This window comes from Streptococcus sp. (assembly GCF_030528045.1).
In the GTDB taxonomy this organism is placed as follows: Bacteria; Bacillota; Bacilli; order Lactobacillales; family Streptococcaceae; genus Streptococcus.
In genome coordinates this window covers 13,155-38,487 of the sequence record NZ_JAUMZR010000016.1, presented here as the reverse complement: position 1 = coordinate 38,487, position 25,333 = coordinate 13,155, and the positions used below count along the sequence as shown (strand labels likewise).

Genomic DNA, 25,333 nt, shown 5'->3' with positions numbered 1-25,333 from the left:
AAAGCTCCATAATTTCCATAGTGGTTTTTACCCACTACAGATATTATAGAGCCGTGAAAAAGCAACCGCCTGTGCAGTTGCTTTTCGTTTTTCTAATTTCTAATCTCACTAGATATGAGTTACTTGGTTAACTCTTGATTATAGGAGAGGGCTAAATCAATCCAGTAAGGAAGTTCTTTTTGACCTTCGATATCTAGGTCTATATAGCCATGATAAGGTCGCCCTCTCATCAATGTAGTACGAGCTCCTGTTCGGGGTAGAACTTGCTTTTCCATTTCTTTGCCAATTCTCACCATAACCAGCTCGTCTTTTCTGGAACTGACTGTAAGGACCATTTTCCCACGAATCATAAAGGCAAGGCCACCAAATAGTTTCTTTTCTTCTAACTCTTCTTCGAAAATTTGGGGAGGAAGTTTGAGTGCTAGAATTTTTCGAATCTGCTGAGCTAAGGATTGACTATATGCCATAGCTTTTCACTTTTCTTAATAACGGGATGGGCCCGCGCTTGCACTTCGGATGTTGAAACGTTTCTTGAGATAGAAGCGAAGGGCGAGAAGGGTAGCCCCTAGGATAGCCAAAGGCAATGGAGCAAGGACTGGATTGAGGCTGGCTGGTAGGAAGCTTGTTGCAAAGAAGACAACCAACCAAAGGACCATAGAAGCCAGGATAACGAGGATTGATTTCCAGAATGGAGGACGTTGGCTACGGTCTGTGTCTGGTCCATAATACTGGTAGACAAAGTAGTACATCAAGTAGAAGGCAAGTCCTCCTACAAGTCCAACCAACAAGAGGGTAATCAACCCATAGCCAATAGCCTGATCTGTAGAGAAGAAGGTAGTTAGAGCGCTAACCAATGCAAAGAGACTGGTGATAAAAAGGGCTGAGTCCATAATCATGAGTTTTGGATCGTCATTTTCTTTTGGATGCTCTTTTTCGTATTGCTCCTTGACAGTGAAGCTATGAGCCCAGTGGGTTGGAGCACCGTAGAGTGAACGAGCGGTCGTCCCCTTGGCTTGCTCTTCAAGGATTTTAGGAATGACTTCCTCAAAGACAGCCTTGATTTCAGCGTCTGTTTTACCATCTTTGATAAATTGTTGGGTAGCGATATGGATAAACTCTTGGTTTTTCTTAGTTAATTTTTGTAAATCAATCTGAGACATAGGGATTCCTCTTAGAACCATTTTTTATGGATGAGATAGAGAGTGAGCGAAACACTCATAGCAAAGGCGATAAAGACGATTAACCAGAAGGCATGAGGCTCACCGTTTAGAGGGATTTCATTATCCTTAAAGTTCATCCCGTAGGCTGAGAAGATCATGGTTGGGACAGACATAACGATGGTCACGAGAGCCAGGGTTTTCATGATGTTGTTCTGGTTATTGGAAATGATAGAGGCAAAGGTCTCTGTCATAGAGTGAAGGACGTTTCCATAGATATCTGCCATCTCAATGGCCTGTTGGGTTTCAATCAGGGTGTCTTCGAGCAGGTCTTCGTCTTCTAGGTATTTTTTGATATTGCTGGTTGCACTGGTCAATTTCTTAATCACGCGCTCGTTTGTCTTCAGTGAGGCCTTGAAATAGACGATGGTTTTTTCCAATTCCATGAGCTCGATTAGCTCTTCGTTTCGAGTAGACTTGTGAAGTTGACTTTCGATCTGTTCACTCTTACGGTCGATCGAACGAAGGGCTGTAAGGTAAAGCTCTGCGTTGCGGTAGAGAATCTGGAAGATAAAGCGTGAACGCATGAAGGTGTAAAAGTTACGCAGTCTACGGTTGATAAAGACATCGAGAACTGGGAGGGGTTCCAAGCAGGTGGTGATAATGGTTTCCTCGGTGATGATAATCCCCAGCGGAATCGTAACGTAGTAGGTACGATTGTTTCTTTCCTCTGTGATGGGAACGTCCACGATGATCAAAGTGTACTCATCTTCGATGGTAATACGGGACATTTCTTCCGCATCGAGCGGTGCTCGAAGGTCGGCAATGTCAATGTCGAAGGCGTTAGCTATTTCCAACGATTCATTTTGTGTAGGATTGACGAGGTTGATCCAAGTACCCGGTTCAAGCGTGTCGATCTCTTTAAATTCAGTTGTTGTTGAGAGAAAAACTTGTTTCATATCCCCTATCCTTTCCTACTATTCAGTGATTCATTTTTTGCACCGTACTATTATACTATAAAAACAGCTTTTTGGGTAATAGAATTTCACTTTTTTTGGTATAATGGAAAGCAATAATGGACTAGAAAGAACAAAGATGCAAGATAAAATTGTGATTCATGGGGCACGTGCCCATAACTTAAAAAATATTGATGTGGAGATTCCGCGAGACAAGCTGGTTGTTGTGACTGGTTTGTCAGGGTCTGGGAAATCCAGTCTGGCTTTTGATACCCTCTATGCTGAGGGTCAACGTCGCTATGTAGAGAGTCTATCAGCCTATGCTCGCCAGTTTTTGGGCAACATGGAAAAACCAGATGTAGATGCCATTGATGGTCTTAGCCCAGCTATTTCCATCGACCAGAAAACCACCAGCAAAAACCCTCGTTCGACCGTGGGAACGACGACTGAAATCAATGATTATTTGCGTCTCCTCTACGCACGTGTGGGGACGCCTTACTGTATCAACGGGCACGGGGCTATCAAAGCTTCTTCTGTAGAGCAAATTGTGGATAAGATTTTGGAGTTGCCAGAGCGCCAACGTCTGCAAATTTTAGCTCCTGTCATTCGTAAGAAAAAAGGGCAACACAAGAGTATCATTGAAAAGGTTCAGAAAGACGGCTATGTCCGTGTCCGTGTGGATGGGGAAGTTTATGATGTGACCGAAGTTCCAGAGCTGTCTAAGAGCAAGCAACACAATATCGATGTTGTGGTAGACCGTATTGTCATCAAGGAGGGCATCCGTAGCCGTCTCTTTGACTCCATTGAGGCTGCCCTTCGTATAGCAGAAGGCTATGTGATTATCGACACCATGAACGATTCTGAGTTGCTCTTTTCTGAGCATTATGCCTGTCCAGTTTGTGGTTTTACCGTACCTGAGCTAGAGCCTCGTCTCTTCTCCTTTAATGCTCCTTTTGGATCTTGTAGTGAGTGTGACGGTTTGGGCATCAAGCTAGAGGTGGATGTTGACTTGGTGGTTCCTGATACCAGCAAAACTTTGCGTGAGGGAGCCTTGGCACCTTGGAATCCTATCTCATCCAACTACTATCCAAACATGCTAGAACAAGCTATGACAGCCTTTGGGGTGGATATGGATAAGTCATTTGAAGACTTGTCAGAAGAAGATAAGAACTTGATTCTCTACGGGTCTGATGGCAAGGAATTCCATTTCCACTATGAAAATGAATTTGGCGGTGTGCGCGATATTGACATTCCGTTTGAGGGAGTTGTCAATAATATCAAGCGTCGTTACCATGAGACTAACAGTGATTACACGCGCACCCAAATGCGCCTCTACATGAATGAGCTAACCTGCGGAACTTGCCACGGCTATCGTCTCAATGACCAGGCCTTGTCTGTCCGTGTGGGTGGGGAGCAAGGGCCACATATCGGAGAAATCTCAGACCTGTCTATCGCAGACCACTTGGCTTTGGTGAGCCAGTTGACTCTGTCTGAAAATGAAGCCATCATTGCTCGGCCTATTCTCAAGGAAATCAAGGATCGCTTGACCTTCCTCAATAACGTAGGTCTTAACTATCTGACGCTGTCGCGTTCGGCAGGAACCCTTTCGGGTGGGGAGAGTCAGCGTATTCGCTTGGCAACCCAGATTGGTTCCAACCTATCAGGTGTCCTTTATATCCTGGATGAGCCATCGATTGGTCTCCACCAGAGGGATAATGACCGCCTGATTGCCAGTCTGAAAAAGATGCGTGATTTGGGCAATACTCTCATCGTGGTAGAACATGACGAAGATACCATGCGCGAGGCGGATTATCTGATTGACGTTGGTCCAGGTGCCGGTGTTTTTGGTGGAGAGATTGTTGCTGCAGGAACACCCAAGCAGGTGGCTCGTAACAGCAAGTCTATCACAGGCCAGTACTTATCAGGAAAACGAGCGATTCCAGTGCCTGAAGAGCGCCGTTCCGGAAATGGTCGTTTTATCGAAGTGACAGGTGCGCGTGAGAACAACTTGCAAAATATCACTGCTCGTTTCCCGCTAGGAAAATTCATCGCAGTGACGGGGGTATCGGGTTCAGGGAAATCAACCTTAATCAACAGCATCCTCAAAAAAGCCATTGCCCAGAAGCTCAACCGTAATTCAGACAAGCCTGGTAAGTTTAAGACGATTACAGGGATTGAGCATGTAGACCGCTTGATTGACATTGACCAGAGCCCTATCGGACGGACTCCAAGGTCTAACCCTGCTACCTATACGGGAGTTTTTGACGATATACGTGACCTTTTTACCCAGACAAACGAAGCTAAGATTCGAGGCTACAAGAAGGGCCGTTTCAGTTTCAACGTCAAGGGCGGTCGTTGCGAAGCCTGCTCAGGTGACGGGATTATCAAGATCGAGATGCACTTCTTGCCAGATGTTTACGTGGCTTGTGAAGTCTGCCACGGGACTCGCTACAACAGTGAAACCCTAGAAGTCCACTATAAGGAAAAGAATATCTCGCAGGTCTTGGACATGACCGTCAACGATGCGGTGGAATTCTTCCAACACATTCCTAAGATTCAACGCAAACTTCAGACCATCAAGGATGTGGGACTGGGCTATGTAACGCTAGGGCAACCGGCTACCACCCTTTCTGGAGGAGAAGCTCAGCGTATGAAGTTGGCTAGTGAACTCCACAAACGCTCAACAGGAAAATCTTTCTATATTCTGGATGAGCCAACGACAGGGCTTCATACAGAGGACATCGCTCGCTTGCTTAAAGTCTTAGCTCGCTTTGTCGACGATGGCAATACTGTCCTCGTCATCGAGCACAATCTGGATGTCATCAAGACTGCAGACCATATCATCGATTTGGGACCTGAGGGCGGTGTCGGTGGTGGAACCATCATTGCAACAGGAACCCCAGAAGAAGTAGCGGCCAACGAAGCCAGCTACACAGGACACTATTTGAAAGGAAAGTTACATCATGAATAAACGTGTGCAAGCATTTCTAGCTAAAATGCAAGAAAAAGAACTAGATGGTATCATCATCAACAACCTTAAAAACGTCTATTATTTGACTGGTTTTTGGGGTTCAAATGGAACAGTCTTTATCAGCCGTGACCGTCAGATTTTGGTGACAGACTCTCGCTATATCATTGCAGCTAAGCAAGAAGTGACAGGTTTTGAGATTGTGGCTGACCGCGATGAGTTGGCTGTCATTGCAGGCATCGTTAAGGATATGGGCTTGTCTCGAGTTGGTTTTGAAGACGAGATTTCGGTTTCTTATTACCACCGTATGCAGGCAGCATTTGAAGGTTTGGAATTGCTTCCTCAAACGCAGTTTGTTGAGGGCCTTCGTATGATTAAGGATGAGAAAGAGATTGCGACTATTCGTAAGGCATGTTCTATCTCAGACCAAGCTTTCCGTGATGCGCTTGACTTTATCAAACCAGGAAAAACTGAGATCGAAATTGCCAACTTCCTTGATTTCCGCATGCGTGAGCTAGGAGCGGCAGGCTTGTCTTTTGATACCATTCTAGCAAGTGGCATCAACTCTTCTAAGCCCCACGCCCACCCAATGCACAAGCCAGTAGAGTTTGGCGAAGCCATTACCATGGACTTCGGCTGTCTCTATGACCACTATGTCAGTGATATGACACGGACCATCTATCTAGGGCATGTCAGTGATGAGCAGACAGAGATTTACAATACTGTTCTGAAAGCCAATCAAGCCTTGATTGATCAAGCTAAGGCTGGCTTAGGTTTCCGTGACTTTGACAAAATTCCTCGTGATATTATCATCGAGGCAGGCTATGGCGACTACTTTACTCACGGTATTGGACACGGTATCGGTCTCGATATCCATGAGGAACCCTACTTTAGCCAAGCTTCCAAAGAAGTCATTAAATCTGGCATGGTCTTGACTGATGAACCGGGTATTTATATTGAAGGTAAATACGGCGTTCGTATTGAAGATGATATCTTAATTACAGATAACGGTTGCGAATTGTTGACTCTAGCACCGAAGGAATTAATTGTTATTTAAGAAAATTAAGATAAATCATTGACTTTTATATTTTAAAGGTTTATACTGATAGACGAAAACGGTAGGTGAGGCTACCATAGGGATACGGATGACTACCGCAAAGCAGTGGAGACACTACTCGTTGGTCAACAGTCCTGGTCGCGAAGGCTAAGACTAAGCTCATTACATCGCCCTATGGAGTTAAAGCTTGAACGAAAAAACAGATAATTAGTTTTTTAATCCTACCATTTTATGGTGGGATTTTCTACTGTTTTAAGAAAAAGAAAGGAGACAAACGATGCAAATTGACGATCATCTAGAACCGCACATACACAGCCAATCGCTGATTTGTGTCGTTCTGCCCTTATAAAGTGATTGGTCTCTGTGTATGAAACACATCATTCATACAGACAGGAGAAACCAATGAAAACTACAAAAGAAAGATTAGCAACAGCTATTCACACACCTTTAAACGAAACTCTATCTTTTTATAATACAAGTCTAACAGGCTTGACTGAGGAGCAGGCGGAGAAAAATCGTGACCTATATGGCGAAAACACCATCACCAAGGGTCAAGAAGACAGTATCCTCAAAAAGATTTACGAATCGATTATCAATCCATTTACGATCATCCTGCTGGTCATCGCTATGACCTCCATGGTGACCAATGTCTGGTTGGCGAAGCCTGGACAAGAAGATCCGACGACCTCTATCATCATCGTCGTTCTCGTTCTAATCTCTGGTGGCATACGCTTTGTCCAAGAATTACGGAGTGACAAGGCTGCGACCAATCTATCAAAAATGATTGTGAATACAGCCACAGTTATTCGGGAAGGCCAGAGTTTAGAGGTCGCAATTGAAGATTTGGTTGTTGGAGATATAGTCAAGTTAAGTGCTGGGGACATGATTCCAGCAGACCTCCTTTTGATTGAATCACGTGATTTCTTTGTCCAACAGTCTGGTTTGACAGGTGAAAGTGACTCGGTTGAAAAACTAGCCTTGTCAAAAATGAGTCAGTCAAACTTTGATAGTCTGCTAGAAGCAGAAGCGCTCGCCTTTATGGGAACCAATGTGATATCAGGAAGTGCCAAGGCTTTGATTCTAGCGGTCGGTGATGATACCATGATGGGAGAAATCGAGCAGACTCTCAATACCTATGACGAACCGACCTCTTTTGAACGGGAGATGAACAGCATCTCTTGGCTCTTGATACGTTTGATGTTGGTCATGGTTCCCATCGTGTTTCTCTCCAATGGCTTGACAGATGGCGACTGGCTGGAAGCAGGTGTGTTTGCACTGAGTGTTGGTGTTGGATTGACACCTGAGATGCTTCCTATGATCATCACGGCTAGTCTAGCAAAAGGCTCCATTATCATGGCCAAGGAAAAAGTCGTCATCAAAAAACTCAATGCCATACAGGACCTAGGTGCTATTGATATCCTATGCACGGATAAAACCGGAACCCTTACCCAAGATGAAATTGTCCTGGAATATCCTTTGGATATACATGGAGATTTGGATTTGTCTGTGTTGAGACGTGCCTACCTCAATTCCTATTTTCAAACCGGTTTGAAAAACTTGATGGACCGTGCCATTATCAGTAGAACTGAAAAAGAAGCTAAAGAACACGCTATTCTACAAAATTTGGATACTAGCTTCCAAAAAATAGATGAATTGCCCTTTGATTTTGAACGCAGACGAATGAGTGTCATCGTAAAGGATGAGAACGAAGTTGTTAGTTTGGTAACCAAGGGTGCCCTAGAGGAAATGCTTGCGATCTCAACCCATGTGGAATATCAAGGTCAGATTAGTCCTCTGACGGATGATATCCGAGTGGAAATCTTAAAAGAAGTGGACCAACTCAATCAACAGGGATTGCGAGTCTTGGGAGTCGCTTATAAAACAGGTCTAAAAGAAGGTTTTGCTTACTCAGTTGAAGATGAAAAAGAGATGATTCTAACCGGATATCTTGCCTTTCTAGATCCACCAAAACCATCAGCAGCACCTGCTATCCAAGCTTTGTTAGAACACGGTGTTCAAACAAAGATCTTGACGGGAGACAATGAAAAGGTAACCCAAGCAGTTTGCGAAAAAGTTGGTCTAGACGTTGATCAAATCTTGCTGGGTTCTGATATTGAAGCCATGACGGACGAAGAATTGGCTCAAGCAGTTGAGAAGGTGCCTGTCTTTGCCAAACTCTCTCCGGATCAAAAAGCACGAATCATTTTACAAATCAAATCGAATGGACATTGTGTCGGCTATATGGGAGATGGGATCAATGATGCCCCTTCTATGAAAGTGGCCGATGTGGGGATTTCTGTTGATACAGCAGTAGATATTGCCAAAGAAACGGCTGATGTCATTTTGCTAGATAAGGATTTGATGGTGCTTGAAAAAGGGCTGGTTGAAGGGCGTAAGGTCTACGCTAATATGACCAAATATATCAAGATGACGGTCAGCTCTAATTTCGGGAACATTTTCTCTCTGTTAGTGTCTGGTATCTTTTTACCTTTCCTTCCTATGGCTCCGATTCACTTGATTGTGTTAAACCTCGTCTACGACCTTTCTTGCATTGCCTTGCCATTTGATAATGTGGATGAAGACTTTTTGAAACATCCTCATAAGTGGGAAGCTAAGTCTATTACTCGCTTTATGATTTGGATGGGTCCGATTTCTTCTGCCTTTGATATTTTGACCTTTATCTTACTCTATTTTGTCATTGTTCCAATGGCGACAGGTCAAGCTTATGCTCACGGAGCAGAGTCTGCAACGGGCTTTATCATCTTGTTCCAGACAGGTTGGTTCATTGAATCCATGTGGTCCCAAACCATGGTTATCCATATGCTTCGTTCAGCAAAACTTCCTTTCTTACAAAGTCGTCCATCATGGTTTGTTCTTGGAACAACCTTGCTAGCAGCTAGTTTTGTGACCTTCCTTCCCTACTCTTCAATTGCTAGCCTGCTTCATTTAAGCCCTTTGGAACCAATTTATTTCCTCTTTTTGCTTTTGATTATCGTCCTCTATATGATAAGTGTTACAGTTGTAAAACGATTGTATATCAAAAAATTTAAAAGTTGGTTATAAATTGATTTTGTCAAGAAAAAAGTACGAAAATCGCGAAAAAAGTTAATTTTTTTAAAAATAGGTCGCAAGTCGGATGTTTTTTATGGTATAATAGACTAAACTGATAGTAACATGTAGCGAAAGGGGTAGGTACATGATCAAAATTTATACAGTCTCAAGTTGTACTAGCTGTAAAAAAGCGAAAACCTGGCTCAATGCCCACCAGTTAAGTTATAAAGAACAAAATCTCGGTAAAGAAGGAATTACAAGAGAAGAGTTATTAGATATTCTCACGAAAACAGATAATGGAATTGCCAGTATCGTTTCGTCAAAAAACCGCTACGCTAAGGCACTTGGAGTTGACATCGAGGATTTGAGTGTCAATGAAGTGCTCAACTTAATCATGGAAACACCACGGATCTTAAAGAGTCCGATTCTCGTTGACGAGAAGCGCCTACAAGTCGGCTATAAAGAAGATGATATCCGTGCCTTCTTGCCACGCTCTGTCCGTAATGTAGAAAATGCAGAAGCACGTCTACGTGCAGCTCTATAAAACATCAAGGCTGGGAGTGACTCTTGGCCTTGTTTGCTCTTTTGTTTTAAAATCATGTGAGGAATTATGAAAAAGTTACTAATTGCTAGTTTTGCCCTCCTCTTTTTGCTTGCGGGATGTGGGCAAAAAAAGGAAACCCCTGCTGCTTCCACAACAGCATCTGAACCTCTCCAATCAAACCTTCCCGTTTTGGACAATGCCGAAAAGAATACGGTTGTCACCAAGACCCTGTTGATGCCAAAGTCAGAAAATGGAACGCAACAGATTCAGATCATTACCTATAAAGGTAATCAGTTTTTGACCTTGACCATCCAGCAAAAACGACCTGTCGGGGATGAACTCAAGACCTTTATCTCTGAAAATGGCCTAGAGGAGACGCAAAAAGCGCTTCTAGAAGCTGAAGAGAAGGATGAGACCATCCAAGAGGCACGCAAACTAGCAGGATTTACACTGGAAACCAAGCTACTCAGCGAGACAGAAATCCAGACGACAACGACTTATGATTTTCAAGTATTGGATGTCAAAAAGGCATCTCAGCTGGAATATTTAAAAAATATCGGCCTTGAAAATCTCTTAAAAAACGAACCTAGCCAGTATATTGCTGACAGAGTGGCAAATGGGGCGACGGAACAGTAAGAAAATCCAAATAAATAGACTGACTTATTTGTAGAACGTCAGGGAATGTGCTATAATAGTAGTATTCTAAGGAAAGAGGGTGTTAGAATGGGATTTACTGAAGAAACTGTACGGTTTAAATTGGATGATTCCAATAAGAAAGAAATTAGCGAAACATTGACAGATGTTTATGCTTCTTTGAATGACAAGGGCTACAATCCGATTAACCAGATCGTCGGTTATGTATTGAGTGGAGACCCTGCCTACGTTCCTCGTTACAACAATGCACGAAATCAAATCCGTAAGTATGAGCGTGATGAAATTGTTGAAGAACTGGTACGCTACTACCTTAAGGGACAAGGAGTCGATCTATAATCTATGAGAATTATGGGATTGGACGTCGGTTCAAAAACAGTAGGGGTGGCTATTAGCGATCCACTAGGCTTCACCGCTCAGGGACTTGAAATCATCCAGATTAATGAGGATCAGGGCCAGTTTGGTTTTGACCGTATCAAGGAATTGGTTGACAGCTATAAGGTAGAACGCTTTGTAGTAGGTCTGCCAAAAAATATGAACAATACCAGCGGTCCGCGAGTAGAAGCCAGTCAAGCTTATGGTGCCAAGCTAGAAGAACTCTTTGGTTTGCCAGTAGACTATCAAGATGAGCGTTTGACAACGGTCGCTGCGGAACGTATGTTGATTGAACAAGCAGATATCAGTCGTAACAAACGCAAGAAAGTTATTGATAAGTTGGCTGCTCAGCTGATTTTGCAAAATTATTTAGATAGAAAATTTTAAGACAGAGGAGAAACTATGTCACACGATCACAACCATGACCACGAAGAACGCGAATTGATTACACTAGTAGATGAGCAAGGAAATGAAACCTTGTTTGAAATTCTTTTGACCATCGATGGGAAAGAAGAATTTGGTAAAAACTATGTTCTTCTAGTGCCAGTTAACGCAGAAGAAGATGAAAATGGTGAAGTTGAAATCCAAGCTTACTCATTCATCGAAAATGAAGACGGAACAGAAGGCGAATTGCAACCAATCCCAGAAGACTCAGAAGACGAATGGAACATGATTGAAGAAGTCTTCAACAGATTTATGGAAGAGTAAAAATGTCCGGGGGACATTTTTAGTTCTGCGCCAGAAATTAGAAACGCAGGAATGTCCGGGGGATGTTTTTAGCTCACGTTGAAATTCATAGTTGCTAGTGATTAGCTAACCAGGTGAGAGGTCGGGATTTTAGTCCCGACCTCGTTTTTTATTTGTAATCATACTTTGATGCTGTAGTTGATTGGACTTTTGTTAAGGAGACATGTATGTTTGAAGTAGAAGAATGGCTTCATAGTCGGATTGGTTTAAACTTTAGATCTGGACTTGGACGAATGCAGAGAGCAGTGGATTTGCTGGGGAATCCTGAGAGGACTTATCCTATTATCCACGTAACAGGGACTAATGGTAAAGGGTCAACTATTGCCTTTATGAGGGAGTTGTTTGCAACTCATGGTAAAAAAGTTGGTACTTTTACCTCTCCTCATATCATCAGTATCCATGATCGAATCTGTATTAATGGGCAACCAATCGCAGAGGAAGACTTTGTCCGTATAGCTAACCAAGTCAAGGAGATGGAGAAAACTCTCTTAGAAACACACGATCAATTGTCTTTCTTTGAGTTGTTGACCTTGATTGCCTTGCTTTACTTTAAAAAGCAGGAAGTGGATCTAGTCCTGCTAGAAGTGGGGATTGGTGGTTTGCTTGACACCACTAACGTTGCAACAGGAGAGATTGCAGTTATTACTTCCATTGGGCTAGATCATCAAGAGACCTTGGGGGATAGTCTGAAGGAAATAGCCGAGCAGAAAGCTGGTATTTTCAAATCCGGCAAGAAGGCGGTCACTGCTAAGCTCGCTCCAGAAGCTAAACTTGTCTGTCAAAATACAGCAAGAGAGTTAGCTGTTGAACTTTATCAAGCTGGGCAAGACTTCACCTTGAAAGCTGGAAATTTCTCAAGTAGCCTAGCTAGTTTTTCACAACTTGAAATCAGTTTGGAGGGTGCTTATCAGCAAGAAAATGCCGCCTTGGCTTTAGAAACTTTTCTTCTGTTTATGGCATCGAGAGGTGAAAGGGTCGAAGAAGAGTTTGTCAGACGGGATTTGAAGGAAACACATTGGGCAGGTCGATTGGAACGGATTCGTCCGCAAATCTACCTAGATGGGGCTCACAATCTGCCAGCCTTGACTCGTCTAGTAGAGTTTATCCAGGGGAAAATCCAGCAAGGTTACCAGGTTCGCATCCTTTTTGGAGCACTTAAACGCAAGGATTATCAGGGGATGTTAGGCTATCTAACGGAGCAGTTGCCTCAGGTGGAACTTAAGGTAACAGGCTTTGACTACCAAGGCTCTCTGGATGAAAAGGATGTGGCGGGTTACGATTTGATTCCTTCCTATGGGGACTTTATCAGAGAATTTGAAGATAAGGCCAATGACCAGGACTTGCTTTTCGTGACGGGATCTCTCTACTTTATCTCGGAAGTCCGAGGGAGTTTGGTTGGAAGCAATGAGATTAGTTGACCTTATAGGTTTAAGTTGCTATACTGTAGGTAGGAGGTATATCTGGAAACGATTCCAGCAAAACATTGGCACAAAAAGAAAGGAAATCGCTATGAAAACGAAAACATTCACACTTTCTATTGCTTCCCTAGCAATTCTTAGTCTTTTAGCAGCTTGTGGACCTAAGGCACAAGCCCCTACCCAGCAATCTGCTCAGCAATCATCTTCTCAACAAGAATCATCTTCTAGCGCTGCTACAAGTGCTAGTCAACCACAGGCATCCTCAAGTCAGGACACTACTGTAGCTCAACCTACGAATATCGATGGTACCTATACTGGAAAAGATGAGAATGACCAAATCACTCTTGTTGTAACAGGTAAAACTGGCAAATGGACTGAGGTCGAGCCAGATGGGGATAAGGAAATCAAGCAAGTCAGCTTTGAGCCAGAAAATCAACGTGTCATTATCGGTGATGATGTCAAAATTTACACGGTTAATGGTAATCAATTGATTATCGATGATATGGACCGAGAGGCATCTGACCGAGTGGTATTAACAAAATAGGATCTCAAATCTAAATAGAAGTTTGGAATTAAGGTTTCAGCTTTACCTTCTACAACTTCAATAGCGACTGTCATAGGATTTGTGCGATATTGAAAAATATAAATAATATTGGAAAGAACTATCATTTTGGTAGTTCTTTTTAAGCCTCTTAATACCCTAGTTAAAAATATAAAAAGGGATAGCACGTCATATAGTGAAGGAGTAGTTTAAGAATCTTGCAGCTCTTGGAGTAGTTTGCATAGAAAAAGGTAAAAGGTTGCCATCTACCCCTGAACTGAGGTATACTAGTAGAAACAGTAGTTTATCAAGCAGTTAAGGAGAATGTTAGAAAAGAAAGGGGATGTATGACAGCTAGAAAAATGCAGCTACTCATGTCCAAATATGGTTTCAGTATTACCATCATGTTGGCAGAGTTGTTTATCGTCTTTGGTTTATTTCTCTATCTAGGGCAAATGGCTCCAATTGTCTGGGTTATCCTAGTTATTTTAGTGAGTTTAGCGACCATTGTATCGATTGTCAATCGATCTATGAATCCTGAAAGTAAGGTAACATGGCTGTTAGTAGCCTTTGTGCCAGTGTTTGGCCCCTTACTCTATATCATGTTTGGAGAGCGTCGTTTATCTAAAAAGGAAATGAAGCAGCTAAAGCAGCTCCAATCAATGGTTGATCGAGAGGACAATAGCAGAGCTCTCCGTTTGGAGTTAAAGGAACAAGACAAATCAGCTTACGGAGTTATCAAATCACTCCTCAGTATGGATACGAATGCCGATGTCTATGATCGAACGGATACACAATTTTTTGCATCTGGTGAAAGCATGTGGCGCCAGATGCTAGAGGATCTCAAGAAAGCTGAGAAGTTTATCTTTCTCGAATACTATATCATCGAAGAAGGTTTGATGTGGAATAGTATTTTGGAGATTTTGGAAGAAAAGGCAGCTCAAGGAGTAGAAGTGAAGCTTCTCTATGATGATATTGGTTGTATGGCAACCTTGCCTGGAGATTACACCATCCAGCTTCGTGGCCGAGGGATTGAAGCCCACAAATTTAATAAGGTGATTCCACGCTTGACTGTTGCTTATAACAACCGTGACCACCGTAAAATCATGATTATCGATGGGCAGATTGCCTATACAGGTGGTGTCAATCTAGCAGACGAGTATATCAACCATATCGAACGCTTTGGTTATTGGAAGGATAGCGGTATTCGTCTGGATGGACCGGCAGTTAAGGCTTTTACCAGACTCTTTTTATCTGCCTGGTATATCAACCGTGGAGAGATTAGTGATTTTGACCAATACCATCTCGAAAATCAGCCCAAAGATGGGATGGGGCTCTGTATTCCCTATAGTAGTGGACCAAAACCCATCTACAGAGCTCAAGTCGGAAAAACGGTCTACCAAAATCTTATCAATCAAGCTACAGATTACGTCTACATCACGACTCCCTATCTGATTGCGGACTATGATCTCACCGAAAGTATCAAAAATGCAGCTCTGAGAGGGGTAGATGTGCGAATTGTGACGCCGTGTATCCCAGATAAGAAGGTTATTCAGTTAGTTACTCGGGGAGCCTATCCAGATTTGCTATCTGCTGGGGTTCGTATTTATGAGTACAGTCCGGGATTCCTTCATAGCAAGCAAATGCTTGTCGATGGAGAGGCAGCTACTGTGGGGACCATCAATTTTGACTATCGTAGCTTGCTCCACCACTATGAAAATGCCGTCTTACTTTATAGAACGCAGTCCATCATCGATATTGAAAGGGACTTCGAAGAGATTTTTAAAGTTTCTCAAGAAATTTATCCTCACACTATCAAAACCAGCTGGTATCAAAGCCTCATCAAGGAAATTGTCCAGTTGTTTGCACCTATGCTCTAACTATCAACCAAGATCTAGCCCAAGGCTGGATCTTATTTTTGTCTTCTTACGAATAGATAAGTAAAGGAGAAAACCATGCTTAATCTAGAAGATGATGATTTTATCAGAGAGTATAGAAACAGCCGATTTCACCGTTTTCGTGAAATCGAACGCTTTGCGCTATTGGATGAGAAATTTAGCAAATATCAATCCCAAGCTGACATTCCTGTAAGATTTTGATATACTAAAACAGATAAACTTAGAGGAGAAATTGAATGAACGTATACGGGAAAATAGATGAGAAGCAAGAAGAATCTCATTACCAAGACTGGTCAGTGCCAGAGAAACGAGAAGGAGCTCCCATTCCCTTTTTTAGTATTTTGCTTTGGAGTTTAGTGGCCACAGCCATTTCGGTAGCCCTGCCTTTTATTTTTGGTTTAGTCAGTCCGCAACAAAGTCAGGATCTTTATACCGGTTGGGCCTTACATCAAAATGGTCAAATGTATACAGATTATTTTGGGACGGAGGGATTGCTCTATTATGTGCTAACCTACCTTTTTCAAGGCAGTGTTTTGATTGCTTTGGTTGAGTGGTTGGCCTTGTTTGGAGCAGGTGTTTTTCTTTTTAAGGCTGCGGATACTCTTGCCGGCCAAGAAAAGGAAGCGGAGCGAGTTGTCTTTATTTTATACTTGCTTGTAGCGGGCCTCGCTTTTGGTGGTGGCTATACTCTCTTGCTAGCCCTGCCTTTCCTATTTTATTCATTGAGTATCGTTACAAATTATCTCGCTTTTCCAAAGGATGACAAAGGATTTGTACGAGTGGGGATGAGCCTTGCTCTCGCTTTCTTCCTTGCGCCAATCCCAACAGCCTTGTTTGCGGCTGTGCTGGCCTTGGGGATTATCGGCTTTAATCTAGGCAAAGGTCACTTTGTTCATGGCCTATATCAGTTCTTTGCGTCAGCCCTAGGATTTTCACTCTTATTCTATCCTTTAGGCTACTATACAGTGTGGACAGGTAGTTTTGGGGATGCCATTAGCCAGACCTTGTATCCAGTAAATACTCTTAGCCTCTTTTCAAATTCACATTTGCTTGAAAATGCAGCCTTCTATGGTTTGCTTGCTATTGGGTTAGGTTCCCTTGGTTTGCTCTTTACAGGCTTGTTCCAGTCAAAACCAGCCAAGCAATATGCCTTATCGATTGCTGCTAGCTTGGGATTCTTGGTTTCTTTGGGAATCTTGATTCTCTCCAAAGACCCCATCAACGGTACTCGTCTTGTGGTGCTAATTCCTTTCTTGGTCTTGCTCCTTCTGACAGGAATCAAGGAAGATGTTTTGGAGGGAGGGAGTCGTCGTAGAAGAAGACGTGAAAAACAAACTTCTTTCCTTAAAGGAAATTTCTATCTACCACTGATTGCCCTTGCCTACCTTATTGTTCTTCCTATCGTGAGTCGCTACCTTTCGCACCCAGCGACCTATCAGGAGAGAGACCGTCTTGCTAGCGTGGTCAAACAACAAACGAGTTCTGAGGATCGTGTCTATGCTTGGGATGATCGTCCTGATTTCTACCGTGCAAGTGAACGCTTGGCGCCGACTTCTCTATCAACTCCAACACTCTATACTGCAAGCGATGAAAATAAAACCAAACTGATGAATGACCTGAAAGAGAATCAACCGAAGATGATTGTGGTCAATCAAAAAGTTGCCTTGTGGTCAGATGTAGAGAGCTGGCTCAGTGAAAACTATGAGCTTGTTCAGACAGATACTAGAGAGTTCAAACTTTATAAATCCAAATAACAAAAAATCAATATCTTGTGGAATTTTAAAATTTTTAGGATTTTTAACACAAGATGTTGATTTTTATTTTTAGAGTGGTATAATACTGAATATAAACAATTCAACAATATTTTAGAAAAGAGCATGGATATGATTGTATTAGAAGAAAAGCTTGCAACCGTTCCCACCTTGTTCGTTGAAAAACGAGATGGTAGACGTGTGGTGTTTGATGTAGACAAGATTGACAAGGCTCTCCACAAGGCGGCGGAAAAGGTTATGGACGTTACGCCTCTAGTAGAAAAACGCCTAAATGGTCTAGTTGAAAGAATCGTGACTGAAATTCACAGCCGCTTCCCTCAAGGTGTCAAGATTTACGAAATTCAAAATGTCGTAGAACATGAACTCCTTGAAGCCAAAGAATATGCCTTGGCTGAGGAGTATATCACTTATCGGACACAAAGGGATTTTGAGCGCTCAAAAGCGACAGATATCAACTTTAGTATCCATAAACTTCTCAATAAAGATCAAGCAGTTGTCAATGAAAATGCCAATAAAGACAGCGATGTCTTCAACACCCAGCGTGATTTGACAGCAGGGATTGTTGGGAAGTCAATCGGGCTACAAATGCTTCCTAAGCACGTAGCCAATGCTCACCAAAAAGGGGATATCCACTATCATGACTTGGACTACAGCCCCTACACTCCGATGACCAACTGCTGTTTGATTGATTTTAAAGGCATGCTGGAAAATGGTTTCAAGATTGGAAATGCAGAGGTAGAGAGTCCCAAATCTATCCAGACTGCGACAGCTCAAATTTCTCAAATCATCGCCAACGTTGCTTCTAGTCAGTACGGGGGCTGTTCAGCTGACCGTATCGATGAAGTCTTGGCGCCTTATGCAGAGAAGAATTATCAAAAGCACCTCAAAGATGCAGAAGAGTGGGTCTTGCCTGAAAAACAGGAAGATTACGCTTGGAAGAAAACCCAAAAGGATATCTACGATGCCATGCAATCTCTTGAGTATGAAATCAACACCCTCTTCACTTCAAATGGCCAAACACCTTTTACTTCGCTAGGTTTTGGTCTGGGAACCAATCGTTTTGAGCGTGAAATTCAAAAAGCTATTTTGACCATTCGTATCAAGGGTCTTGGTTCAGAACATCGAACAGCCATCTTCCCTAAACTCATCTTTACGCTAAAAAGAGGACTCAACTTAGAGGAAGGTTCACCTAACTACGACATCAAACAGTTGGCCCTCGAGTGTGCAACCAAGCGGATGTACCCAGATGTCTTGTCCTATGATAAGATTATCGAACTGACTGGTTCTTTCAAGGTTCCTATGGGCTGCCGTTCTTTCCTCCAAGGATGGAAGGATGAAAATGGTGTAGAAGTCAATTCAGGTCGTATGAATCTAGGTGTTGTGACAGTCAATTTACCTCGTATCGCCCTCGAGTCTGAAGGGGATCTGAATAAGTTCTGGGAAATCTTCAACGAGCGGATGAACATCGCAGAAGATGCTCTGGTTTACCGTGTTGAACGGACCAAGGAAGCAACACCAGCGAATGCCCCTATCCTCTATCAGTACGGAGCCTTTGGTCGCCGTCTTGGAAAAGAAGAAAGTGTTGATCAGCTCTTTAAGAATCGCCGTGCAACAGTTTCGCTGGGCTACATCGGTTTGTACGAAGTGGCGACAGTCTTCTTTGGAAACAGCTGGGAAAGCAATCCTGAAGCCAAGGAATTCACACTGGATATTATTCGTGATATGAAACGTCGTGTGGAAGAGTGGTCTGACCAATATGGTTACCATTTCTCTATCTACTCCACACCGTCTGAAAGTCTGACAGACCGTTTCTGTCGACTAGATACAGAGAAGTTTGGCTCTATTCCTGATATCACAGACAAGGAATACTACACCAACTCTTTCCACTATGATGTTCGTAAAAATCCAACACCGTTTGAAAAATTAGACTTTGAGAAAGTTTATCCAGAAGCAGGTGCGTCAGGTGGTTTTATCCATTATTGTGAGTATCCAGTCCTCCAGCAAAATCCAAAAGCCTTGGAAGCTGTTTGGAACTATGCATATGACCGCGTGGGCTATCTAGGAACCAATACTCCGATTGACCGTTGCTACAAGTGTGATTTTGAAGGGGATTTTGAACCAACTGAAAGAGGATTTGCTTGTCCAAACTGTGGCAATAGCGACCCTAAAACAGTAGACGTTGTTAAACGGACTTGTGGCTATCTAGGCAATCCTCAAGCGAGACCGATGGTAAACGGCCGTCACAAGGAAATCGCTGCGCGTGTCAAACACATGAATGGATCAACTATTAAAATGGCTGGCCATCAAGTAACAAATTAGAAAGAAATGAAATGGGAAAATATCAATTAGATGGTAAGGGGCGTGCACAAGTGACCCGTTATCATGAGAAACACTCGAAAGGTGGAGCTGGTAAGAAAGAACGCTTACTTAGCCTCAGAGAACAATTTTTAAACAAGAATAAGAAAAAATAAAAGTGAGAGTCAGCTCTCGCTTTTCTCATAGTGGGAGGTAAGGATGGAACTACGTAGACCAAGATTAGCAGATAAAGAAACAGTTTTAGAGATGATGGCAGAGTTTGAAAAGAGCCAATCAGCCCATGATGGAGGCTTTTGGGATGCTGAGAATTTTTTCTATGAAGAGTGGTTGGAGACAAATATGCAAAAAGAAATAGGAATAAACTTGCCTGAAAATCGTGTTCCTTCTATTCAATTTGTATCATTTGATGATGTAGGTCGTGCTCTAGGATTTTTGAATCTGCGATTGAGACTGAATGAGGGTTTACTGAATCATGCTGGCCATATCGGCTATTCCATCCGCCCTTCTGAAAGAGACAAAGGTTATGCTAAAGAAACTCTCCGTCAGGGCTTGCAAGTTGCTAAGGAAAAAAACATAAAGAAAGCTCTTGTGACCTGTAGTACGGAAAATCCTGCTAGTAGGGCGGTGATTGTGGCAAACGGCGGGGTGTTTGAGGATGTTCGCAATGGCGTAGAACGTTACTGGATAGATTTGGAGTAAAAGGATGACATGGAATACACCAAAACCAGGTGAATGGAAAAGTGAGGAACTTAGCAAAGGGCGGATCATTGATTATAAGGCCTTTAACTTTGTCGATGGAGAAGGTGTGCGCAACTCTCTCTATGTATCAGGTTGCATGTTTCACTGCGAGGGGTGCTATAATGTTGCGACTTGGTCTTTCAACGCAGGCATTCCCTATACGGCAAAATTAGAAGAACAAATCATGGAAGACCTTGCCCAACCCTATGTTCAAGGTTTGACCTTGCTAGGAGGAGAACCATTTCTCAATACAGGTATCCTCTTGCCGCTCGTTAAGCGCATTCGAAAGGAATTGCCAGACAAAGACATCTGGTCCTGGACGGGCTACACTTGGGAAGAAATGATGCTGGAGACTCCAGATAAACTGGAACTCTTGTCGCTGATTGACATCCTTGTCGATGGACGGTATGATAAAAGCAAGCGCAATCTTATGCTCCAGTTTCGAGGTTCGTCCAATCAACGGATTATCGATGTGCAAAAATCCCTCAAAAGTGGGCAGGTGGTGATTTGGGACAAGCTTAATGACGGAAAAGAAAGCTATGAACAGGTGAAGAGAGAATGAAGAAAAAAGACCTGATAGAACAACTGGTTTCAGAGATCGAAACGGGAAGAGTTAGGACGCTGGGGATCTACGGCCATGGGGCTTCAGGTAAATCAACCTTTGCACAGGAATTACATCAAGCCCTAGATTCTACTACAGTAAATTTACTAGAAACAGATCCCTATATCACCTCAGAACGTCACCTGGTAGTACCAAAGCAAGCGCCAGATCAAAAGGTGACAGCTTGTCTCCCAGTGGCGCATGAACTGGCAAGTTTACAGAGAGATATTCTCGCCTTGCAGGCAGGTATGGATGTCTTAACAATCGATGAACCGTGGAAGGCTAGCGAGGTCTTGTCTGGAGCCAAACCAATTCTGATTGTTGAAGGGATGTCTGTGGGATTTCTACCCAAGGAACTCTTTGACAAAACTATCTGTTTCTACACGGATGAGGAGACCGAATTAAAGAGGCGCTTAGCTCGAGATACGACTATGAGGGAACGGGATGCATCTTTTGTATTGGCTAGCCATCAGATGAGACGGGAGCAGTATCTGCAATACTATAGAGAAACCGAGTCAAGGGCGGACATTCTAGTGGATCAATCAGACGATAAATTCAATGTCAAGATGACGCATACTATATAGAAGAAAAGATTGATTTTTATAGATGTAAATCAGTAATCATAGGAAGATGAAATAGGAAAACAGTTTCATCCTAAAAAAACGAAAAAAAGCTCACAAATCCCTTGCAATCGCAGGGGCTTTGTGTTATTCTATTATGGTGCTGTAAATTACAGCTTTAGCTTTGATGCAAGAGGTTGCGACACGCTCGGTTGCATTGCCACGCAACGCGCGTCGGTTTTCTTGTGGAGCTAGCCTATTATCTTAAATAGACGAAAAGGAGAAAAAGATGGCAAACAAAAAAATCCGTATCCGTTTGAAAGCTTACGAACACCGTACGCTTGACACAGCGGCTGCAAAAATCGTAGAATCAGCTACTCGTACAGGTGCACAAGTTGCGGGTCCAATCCCACTTCCAACTGAACGTAGCCTCTACACAATCATTCGTGCGACTCACAAATACAAAGACTCTCGCGAACAATTTGAAATGCGTACACACAAACGTTTGATCGATATCGTTAACCCAACTCAAAAAACAGTTGATGCGTTGATGAAATTGGATCTTCCAAGTGGTGTAAACGTAGAAATCAAACTTTAATCTAAAATATAAAAGAGCAGAGGCTGGTGTTTCAATTTAATTGAACACGGGCTAAACTCGGTGTGAAAAAGATAAACTTCCTAGTGTCTGTTAGACACTGCGTCAGTTTCCTATTTTCACTTTGAGTTTGACGCCCTTTGCATCTTAGACTTGAGCATAAAAAACGCTCGTTAAAAACTTTTTGAATAAAAAATATAGAAAAGGAACTATTTTCTCATGACAAAAGGAATCTTAGGGAAAAAAGTGGGAATGACTCAAATCTTCACTGAAGCTGGTGAATTAATCCCTGTAACTGTTATTGAAGCAACACCTAATGTTGTTCTTCAAGTAAAAACAGTTGAAACAGATGGTTATAACGCAGTTCAAATTGGTTTTGATGACCTTCGTGATGTATTGAGTAACAAACCTGCTAAAGGTCACGTAGCTAAAGCTAACACGGCTCCTAAGCGCTTCATTCGTGAATTCAAAAACATTGAAGGCTTAGAAGTTGGTAGTGAAATCACTGTCGAAACGTTCGCTGCTGGAGATGTTGTTGATGTAACAGGAACTTCAAAAGGTAAAGGTTTCCAAGGGGTTATCAAACGCCATGGTCAATCACGTGGTCCAATGGCTCACGGTTCTCGTTACCATCGTCGTCCAGGATCAATGGGTCCTGTTGCTCCAAACCGTGTTTTCAAAAACAAACGTTTGGCAGGACGCATGGGTGGAAATCGTGTAACAATTCAAAATCTTGAAATTGTGCAAGTTGTTCCAGATAAAAACGTTATTCTTATTAAAGGAAACGTACCAGGTGCTAAGAAATCACTTATCACTATCAAATCAGCAGTTAAAGCTGGTAAATAATAAAGAAAGGGGAAATCAGTCACAATGGCAAACGTAACATTATTTGACCAAACTGGTAAAGAAGCTGGCCAAGTTGTTCTTAACGATGCAGTATTTGGTATCGAACCAAATGAATCAGTTGTGTTTGATGTGATCATCAGCCAACGCGCAAGCCTTCGTCAAGGAACACACACTGTTAAAAACCGCTCTGCAGTATCAGGTGGTGGACGCAAACCATGGCGTCAAAAAGGAACTGGACGTGCTCGTCAAGGTTCTATCCGCTCACCACAATGGCGTGGTGGTGGTGTTGTCTTCGGACCAACTCCACGTTCATACGGCTACAAACTTCCACAAAAAGTTCGTCGCCTAGCTCTTAAATCAGTTTACTCTGAAAAAGTTGCTGAAAACAAATTCGTAGCTGTAGACGCTCTTTCATTTACAGCTCCAAAAACTGCTGAATTTGCAAAAGTTCTTGCAGCATTGAGCATCGATTCTAAAGTTCTTGTTATCCTTGAAGAAGGAAATGAATTCGCAGCTCTTTCAGCTCGTAACCTTCCAAACGTGAAAGTTGCAACTGCTACAACTGCAAGTGTTCTTGACATCGCAAATAGCGACAAACTTCTTGTCACACAAGCAGCTATCTCTAAAATCGAGGAGGTTCTTGCATAATGAATTTGTATGATGTTATCAAAAAACCTGTTATCACTGAAAGCTCAATGGCTCAACTTGAAGCAGGAAAATATGTATTTGAAGTTGACACTCGTGCACACAAACTTTTGATCAAGCAAGCTGTTGAAGCTGCTTTCGAAGGTGTTAAAGTTGCCAACGTTAACACAATCAACGTAAAACCAAAAGCGAAACGTGTTGGACGTTACACTGGTTTTACTAACAAAACTAAAAAAGCTATCATCACACTTACAGCTGATTCAAAAGCAATCGAGTTGTTCGCTGCTGAAGCTGAATAATCTAAGGAGGAAATATCGTGGGAATTCGTGTTTATAAACCAACAACAAACGGTCGCCGTAATATGACTTCTTTGGATTTCGCTGAAATCACAACAAGCACTCCTGAAAAATCATTGCTTGTTGCTTTGAAGAGCAAGGCTGGTCGTAACAACAACGGTCGTATCACTGTTCGTCACCAAGGTGGTGGACACAAACGTTTCTACCGTTTGGTTGACTTCAAACGTAACAAAGACAACGTTGAAGCAGTTGTTAAAACTATCGAGTACGATCCAAACCGTTCTGCAAACATCGCTCTTGTACACTACACTGACGGTGTGAAAGCATACATCATCGCTCCAAAAGGTCTTGAAGTTGGTCAACGTATCGTTTCAGGTCCTGAAGCAGATATCAAAGTCGGAAACGCTCTTCCACTTGCTAACATCCCAGTTGGTACTTTGATCCACAACATCGAATTGAAACCAGGTCGTGGTGGAGAATTGGTGCGTGCTGCTGGTGCTTCTGCCCAAGTATTGGGTCAAGAAGGTAAATACGTTCTTGTTCGTCTTCAATCTGGCGAAGTACGTATGATTCTTGGAACTTGTCGTGCTACAGTTGGTGTTGTCGGAAACGAACAACATGGACTTGTAAACCTTGGTAAAGCAGGACGTAGCCGTTGGAAAGGTATCCGCCCAACAGTTCGTGGTTCTGTAATGAACCCTAACGATCACCCACACGGTGGTGGTGAAGGTAAAGCACCAGTTGGTCGTAAAGCGCCATCTACTCCATGGGGCAAACCTGCTCTTGGTCTTAAAACTCGTAACAAGAAAGCGAAATCTGACAAACTTATCGTTCGTCGTCGCAACGAGAAATAATAGTAAACTAGTCGCCTAAGCAACTAGGAAATCCGCCAGCTCGGTAGCGCTCCATGTGAGCGCAAGCCGCTGTGGTACAACATTTAAAGGAGAAAATATAAAAATGGGACGCAGTCTTAAAAAAGGACCTTTCGTCGATGAGCATTTGATGAAAAAAGTTGAAGCTCAAGCTAACGACGAAAAGAAAAAAGTTATCAAAACTTGGTCACGTCGTTCAACGATCTTCCCAAGTTTCATTGGTTACACTATTGCAGTTTATGACGGACGTAAACACGTACCTGTTTACATCCAAGAAGACATGGTAGGTCACAAACTTGGTGAATTTGCACCAACTCGTACTTACAAAGGTCATGCTGCAGACGACAAGAAAACACGTAGAAAATAAGGAGAACATAAATGGCAGAAATTACTTCAGCTAAAGCAATGGCTCGTACAGTGCGTGTTTCACCTCGTAAATCTCGTCTAGTTCTTGACAATATCCGTGGTAAAGACGTCGCTGACGCAATCGCAATTTTGAAATTCACTCCAAACAAAGCTGCTGGCATTATCGAAAAAGTATTAAACTCTGCAGTCGCTAATGCTGAAAACAACTTTGGCTTGGAAAAAGCTAACTTGGTAGTATCTGAAGCTTATGCAAATGAAGGACCAACTATGAAACGTTTCCGTCCTCGTGCGAAAGGTTCAGCATCACCAATCAATAAACGCACAGCTCACATCACTGTAGTTGTGTCAGAAAAATAAGGAGGT

Annotated in this window: 28 protein-coding genes and 1 riboswitch; of the genes, 25 read left to right on the top strand and 3 right to left on the bottom strand. The window is 42.7% G+C overall.

Annotated features, from left to right (window positions below):
* Positions 1-119 precede the first annotated feature (119 nt).
* The 3 genes from Q4A91_RS04510 to Q4A91_RS04500 are packed head-to-tail and all read right to left on the bottom strand — an operon-like array spanning position 120 to position 2,116.
* Positions 120-467, bottom strand: a complete 348-nt coding sequence (locus tag Q4A91_RS04510; RefSeq protein WP_007520826.1) for a TfoX/Sxy family protein — start codon at positions 465-467, stop codon at positions 120-122.
* A 15-nt stretch (positions 468-482) separates the two neighbouring features.
* Entirely contained in the window at positions 483-1,160 is a 678-nt protein-coding gene (locus Q4A91_RS04505; RefSeq protein WP_303209055.1) for a DUF1129 domain-containing protein, read from the bottom strand.
* 11 nt (positions 1,161-1,171) lie between these two features.
* Positions 1,172-2,116: a magnesium transporter CorA family protein gene (locus tag Q4A91_RS04500; RefSeq protein WP_000815617.1), complete on the bottom strand. Its 945-nt coding sequence runs from the start codon at positions 2,114-2,116 to the stop codon at positions 1,172-1,174.
* A 136-nt stretch (positions 2,117-2,252) separates the two neighbouring features.
* Between Q4A91_RS04500 and uvrA the strand changes: the two genes are divergently transcribed.
* The 25 genes from uvrA to rplV all read left to right on the top strand — a co-directional run bounded on the left by uvrA (position 2,253) and on the right by rplV (position 25,327).
* Positions 2,253-5,084, top strand: a complete 2,832-nt coding sequence (uvrA, locus tag Q4A91_RS04495; RefSeq protein ID WP_303209054.1) for an excinuclease ABC subunit UvrA — start codon at positions 2,253-2,255, stop codon at positions 5,082-5,084.
* The gene (locus Q4A91_RS04490) at positions 5,077-6,138 is read left to right on the top strand and encodes a Xaa-Pro peptidase family protein (RefSeq protein ID WP_303209053.1); all 1,062 of its coding nucleotides are present in this window, start codon (positions 5,077-5,079) and stop codon (positions 6,136-6,138) included. The genes uvrA and Q4A91_RS04490 overlap by 8 nt, the downstream gene beginning before the upstream one ends.
* Positions 6,139-6,193: 55 nt before the next feature.
* Positions 6,194-6,345: riboswitch (M-box (ykoK) riboswitch) on the top strand.
* Positions 6,346-6,540: 195 nt separating this feature from the next.
* Entirely contained in the window at positions 6,541-9,201 is a 2,661-nt protein-coding gene (mgtA, locus tag Q4A91_RS04485; protein WP_303209052.1) for a magnesium-translocating P-type ATPase, read from the top strand.
* A gap of 133 nt (positions 9,202-9,334) precedes the next feature.
* Positions 9,335-9,733 carry a transcriptional regulator Spx gene (gene spx / locus Q4A91_RS04480; protein WP_000591165.1) on the top strand — a complete coding sequence of 133 codons (399 nt, stop codon included), beginning with the start codon at positions 9,335-9,337 and terminating at the stop codon, positions 9,731-9,733.
* A gap of 66 nt (positions 9,734-9,799) precedes the next feature.
* Positions 9,800-10,369: an SP0191 family lipoprotein gene (locus Q4A91_RS04475; protein ID WP_247931432.1), complete on the top strand. Its 570-nt coding sequence runs from the start codon at positions 9,800-9,802 to the stop codon at positions 10,367-10,369.
* A gap of 87 nt (positions 10,370-10,456) precedes the next feature.
* A complete protein-coding gene (locus tag Q4A91_RS04470; RefSeq protein WP_000507059.1) occupies positions 10,457-10,723 on the top strand; it encodes an IreB family regulatory phosphoprotein in 267 nt (88 codons plus the stop codon).
* A gap of 3 nt (positions 10,724-10,726) precedes the next feature.
* Complete coding sequence (gene ruvX / locus Q4A91_RS04465; protein ID WP_002876031.1) at positions 10,727-11,146, top strand: Holliday junction resolvase RuvX; 420 nt, start codon at positions 10,727-10,729, stop codon at positions 11,144-11,146.
* Between the two features lie 15 nt (positions 11,147-11,161).
* Positions 11,162-11,467, top strand: coding sequence for a DUF1292 domain-containing protein (locus Q4A91_RS04460; protein ID WP_303208965.1), 306 nt, complete (start codon positions 11,162-11,164; stop codon positions 11,465-11,467).
* A 206-nt stretch (positions 11,468-11,673) separates the two neighbouring features.
* Entirely contained in the window at positions 11,674-12,924 is a 1,251-nt protein-coding gene (locus Q4A91_RS04455) for a folylpolyglutamate synthase/dihydrofolate synthase family protein (RefSeq protein WP_303208964.1), read from the top strand.
* Between the two features lie 91 nt (positions 12,925-13,015).
* Positions 13,016-13,468 carry an SP_0198 family lipoprotein gene (locus Q4A91_RS04450; protein ID WP_303208963.1) on the top strand — a complete coding sequence of 151 codons (453 nt, stop codon included), beginning with the start codon at positions 13,016-13,018 and terminating at the stop codon, positions 13,466-13,468.
* Positions 13,469-13,812: 344 nt separating this feature from the next.
* Complete coding sequence (gene cls, locus Q4A91_RS04445; protein WP_303208962.1) at positions 13,813-15,345, top strand: cardiolipin synthase; 1,533 nt, start codon at positions 13,813-13,815, stop codon at positions 15,343-15,345.
* Between the two features lie 75 nt (positions 15,346-15,420).
* The gene (locus tag Q4A91_RS04440) at positions 15,421-15,564 is read left to right on the top strand and encodes a hypothetical protein (protein ID WP_303208960.1); all 144 of its coding nucleotides are present in this window, start codon (positions 15,421-15,423) and stop codon (positions 15,562-15,564) included.
* 35 nt (positions 15,565-15,599) lie between these two features.
* Entirely contained in the window at positions 15,600-17,117 is a 1,518-nt protein-coding gene (locus Q4A91_RS04435; RefSeq protein ID WP_303208959.1) for a damage-inducible protein CinA, read from the top strand.
* Positions 17,118-17,246: 129 nt separating this feature from the next.
* The gene (gene nrdD, locus Q4A91_RS04430; RefSeq protein ID WP_303208958.1) at positions 17,247-19,454 is read left to right on the top strand and encodes an anaerobic ribonucleoside-triphosphate reductase; all 2,208 of its coding nucleotides are present in this window, start codon (positions 17,247-17,249) and stop codon (positions 19,452-19,454) included.
* Positions 19,455-19,465: 11 nt separating this feature from the next.
* Positions 19,466-19,606: a hypothetical protein gene (locus Q4A91_RS04425; RefSeq protein WP_303208957.1), complete on the top strand. Its 141-nt coding sequence runs from the start codon at positions 19,466-19,468 to the stop codon at positions 19,604-19,606.
* A 43-nt stretch (positions 19,607-19,649) separates the two neighbouring features.
* Entirely contained in the window at positions 19,650-20,150 is a 501-nt protein-coding gene (locus tag Q4A91_RS04420) for a GNAT family N-acetyltransferase (protein ID WP_303208956.1), read from the top strand.
* A 4-nt stretch (positions 20,151-20,154) separates the two neighbouring features.
* Complete coding sequence (nrdG, locus tag Q4A91_RS04415) at positions 20,155-20,751, top strand: anaerobic ribonucleoside-triphosphate reductase activating protein (protein ID WP_000220162.1); 597 nt, start codon at positions 20,155-20,157, stop codon at positions 20,749-20,751.
* Positions 20,748-21,374, top strand: a complete 627-nt coding sequence (locus Q4A91_RS04410) for a uridine kinase (protein ID WP_303208953.1) — start codon at positions 20,748-20,750, stop codon at positions 21,372-21,374. The genes nrdG and Q4A91_RS04410 overlap by 4 nt, the downstream gene beginning before the upstream one ends.
* A 265-nt stretch (positions 21,375-21,639) precedes the next feature.
* Positions 21,640-21,948 carry a 30S ribosomal protein S10 gene (gene rpsJ / locus Q4A91_RS04405; protein WP_001284513.1) on the top strand — a complete coding sequence of 103 codons (309 nt, stop codon included), beginning with the start codon at positions 21,640-21,642 and terminating at the stop codon, positions 21,946-21,948.
* Between the two features lie 216 nt (positions 21,949-22,164).
* Complete coding sequence (gene rplC / locus Q4A91_RS04400; RefSeq protein ID WP_303208937.1) at positions 22,165-22,791, top strand: 50S ribosomal protein L3; 627 nt, start codon at positions 22,165-22,167, stop codon at positions 22,789-22,791.
* A gap of 24 nt (positions 22,792-22,815) precedes the next feature.
* Positions 22,816-23,439 (top strand): 50S ribosomal protein L4, encoded by a 624-nt coding sequence (rplD, locus tag Q4A91_RS04395; protein WP_303208936.1) that lies wholly within the window; start codon positions 22,816-22,818, stop codon positions 23,437-23,439.
* Positions 23,439-23,735, top strand: a complete 297-nt coding sequence (locus Q4A91_RS04390; protein WP_001055347.1) for a 50S ribosomal protein L23 — start codon at positions 23,439-23,441, stop codon at positions 23,733-23,735. The genes rplD and Q4A91_RS04390 overlap by 1 nt, the downstream gene beginning before the upstream one ends.
* Positions 23,736-23,752: 17 nt before the next feature.
* Positions 23,753-24,586: a 50S ribosomal protein L2 gene (gene rplB, locus Q4A91_RS04385; protein WP_000512910.1), complete on the top strand. Its 834-nt coding sequence runs from the start codon at positions 23,753-23,755 to the stop codon at positions 24,584-24,586.
* A 103-nt stretch (positions 24,587-24,689) separates the two neighbouring features.
* Positions 24,690-24,971, top strand: a complete 282-nt coding sequence (gene rpsS / locus Q4A91_RS04380; RefSeq protein ID WP_000533766.1) for a 30S ribosomal protein S19 — start codon at positions 24,690-24,692, stop codon at positions 24,969-24,971.
* A gap of 11 nt (positions 24,972-24,982) precedes the next feature.
* Positions 24,983-25,327 (top strand): 50S ribosomal protein L22, encoded by a 345-nt coding sequence (gene rplV / locus Q4A91_RS04375; protein WP_303208908.1) that lies wholly within the window; start codon positions 24,983-24,985, stop codon positions 25,325-25,327.
* Positions 25,328-25,333: the final 6 nt, after the last annotated feature.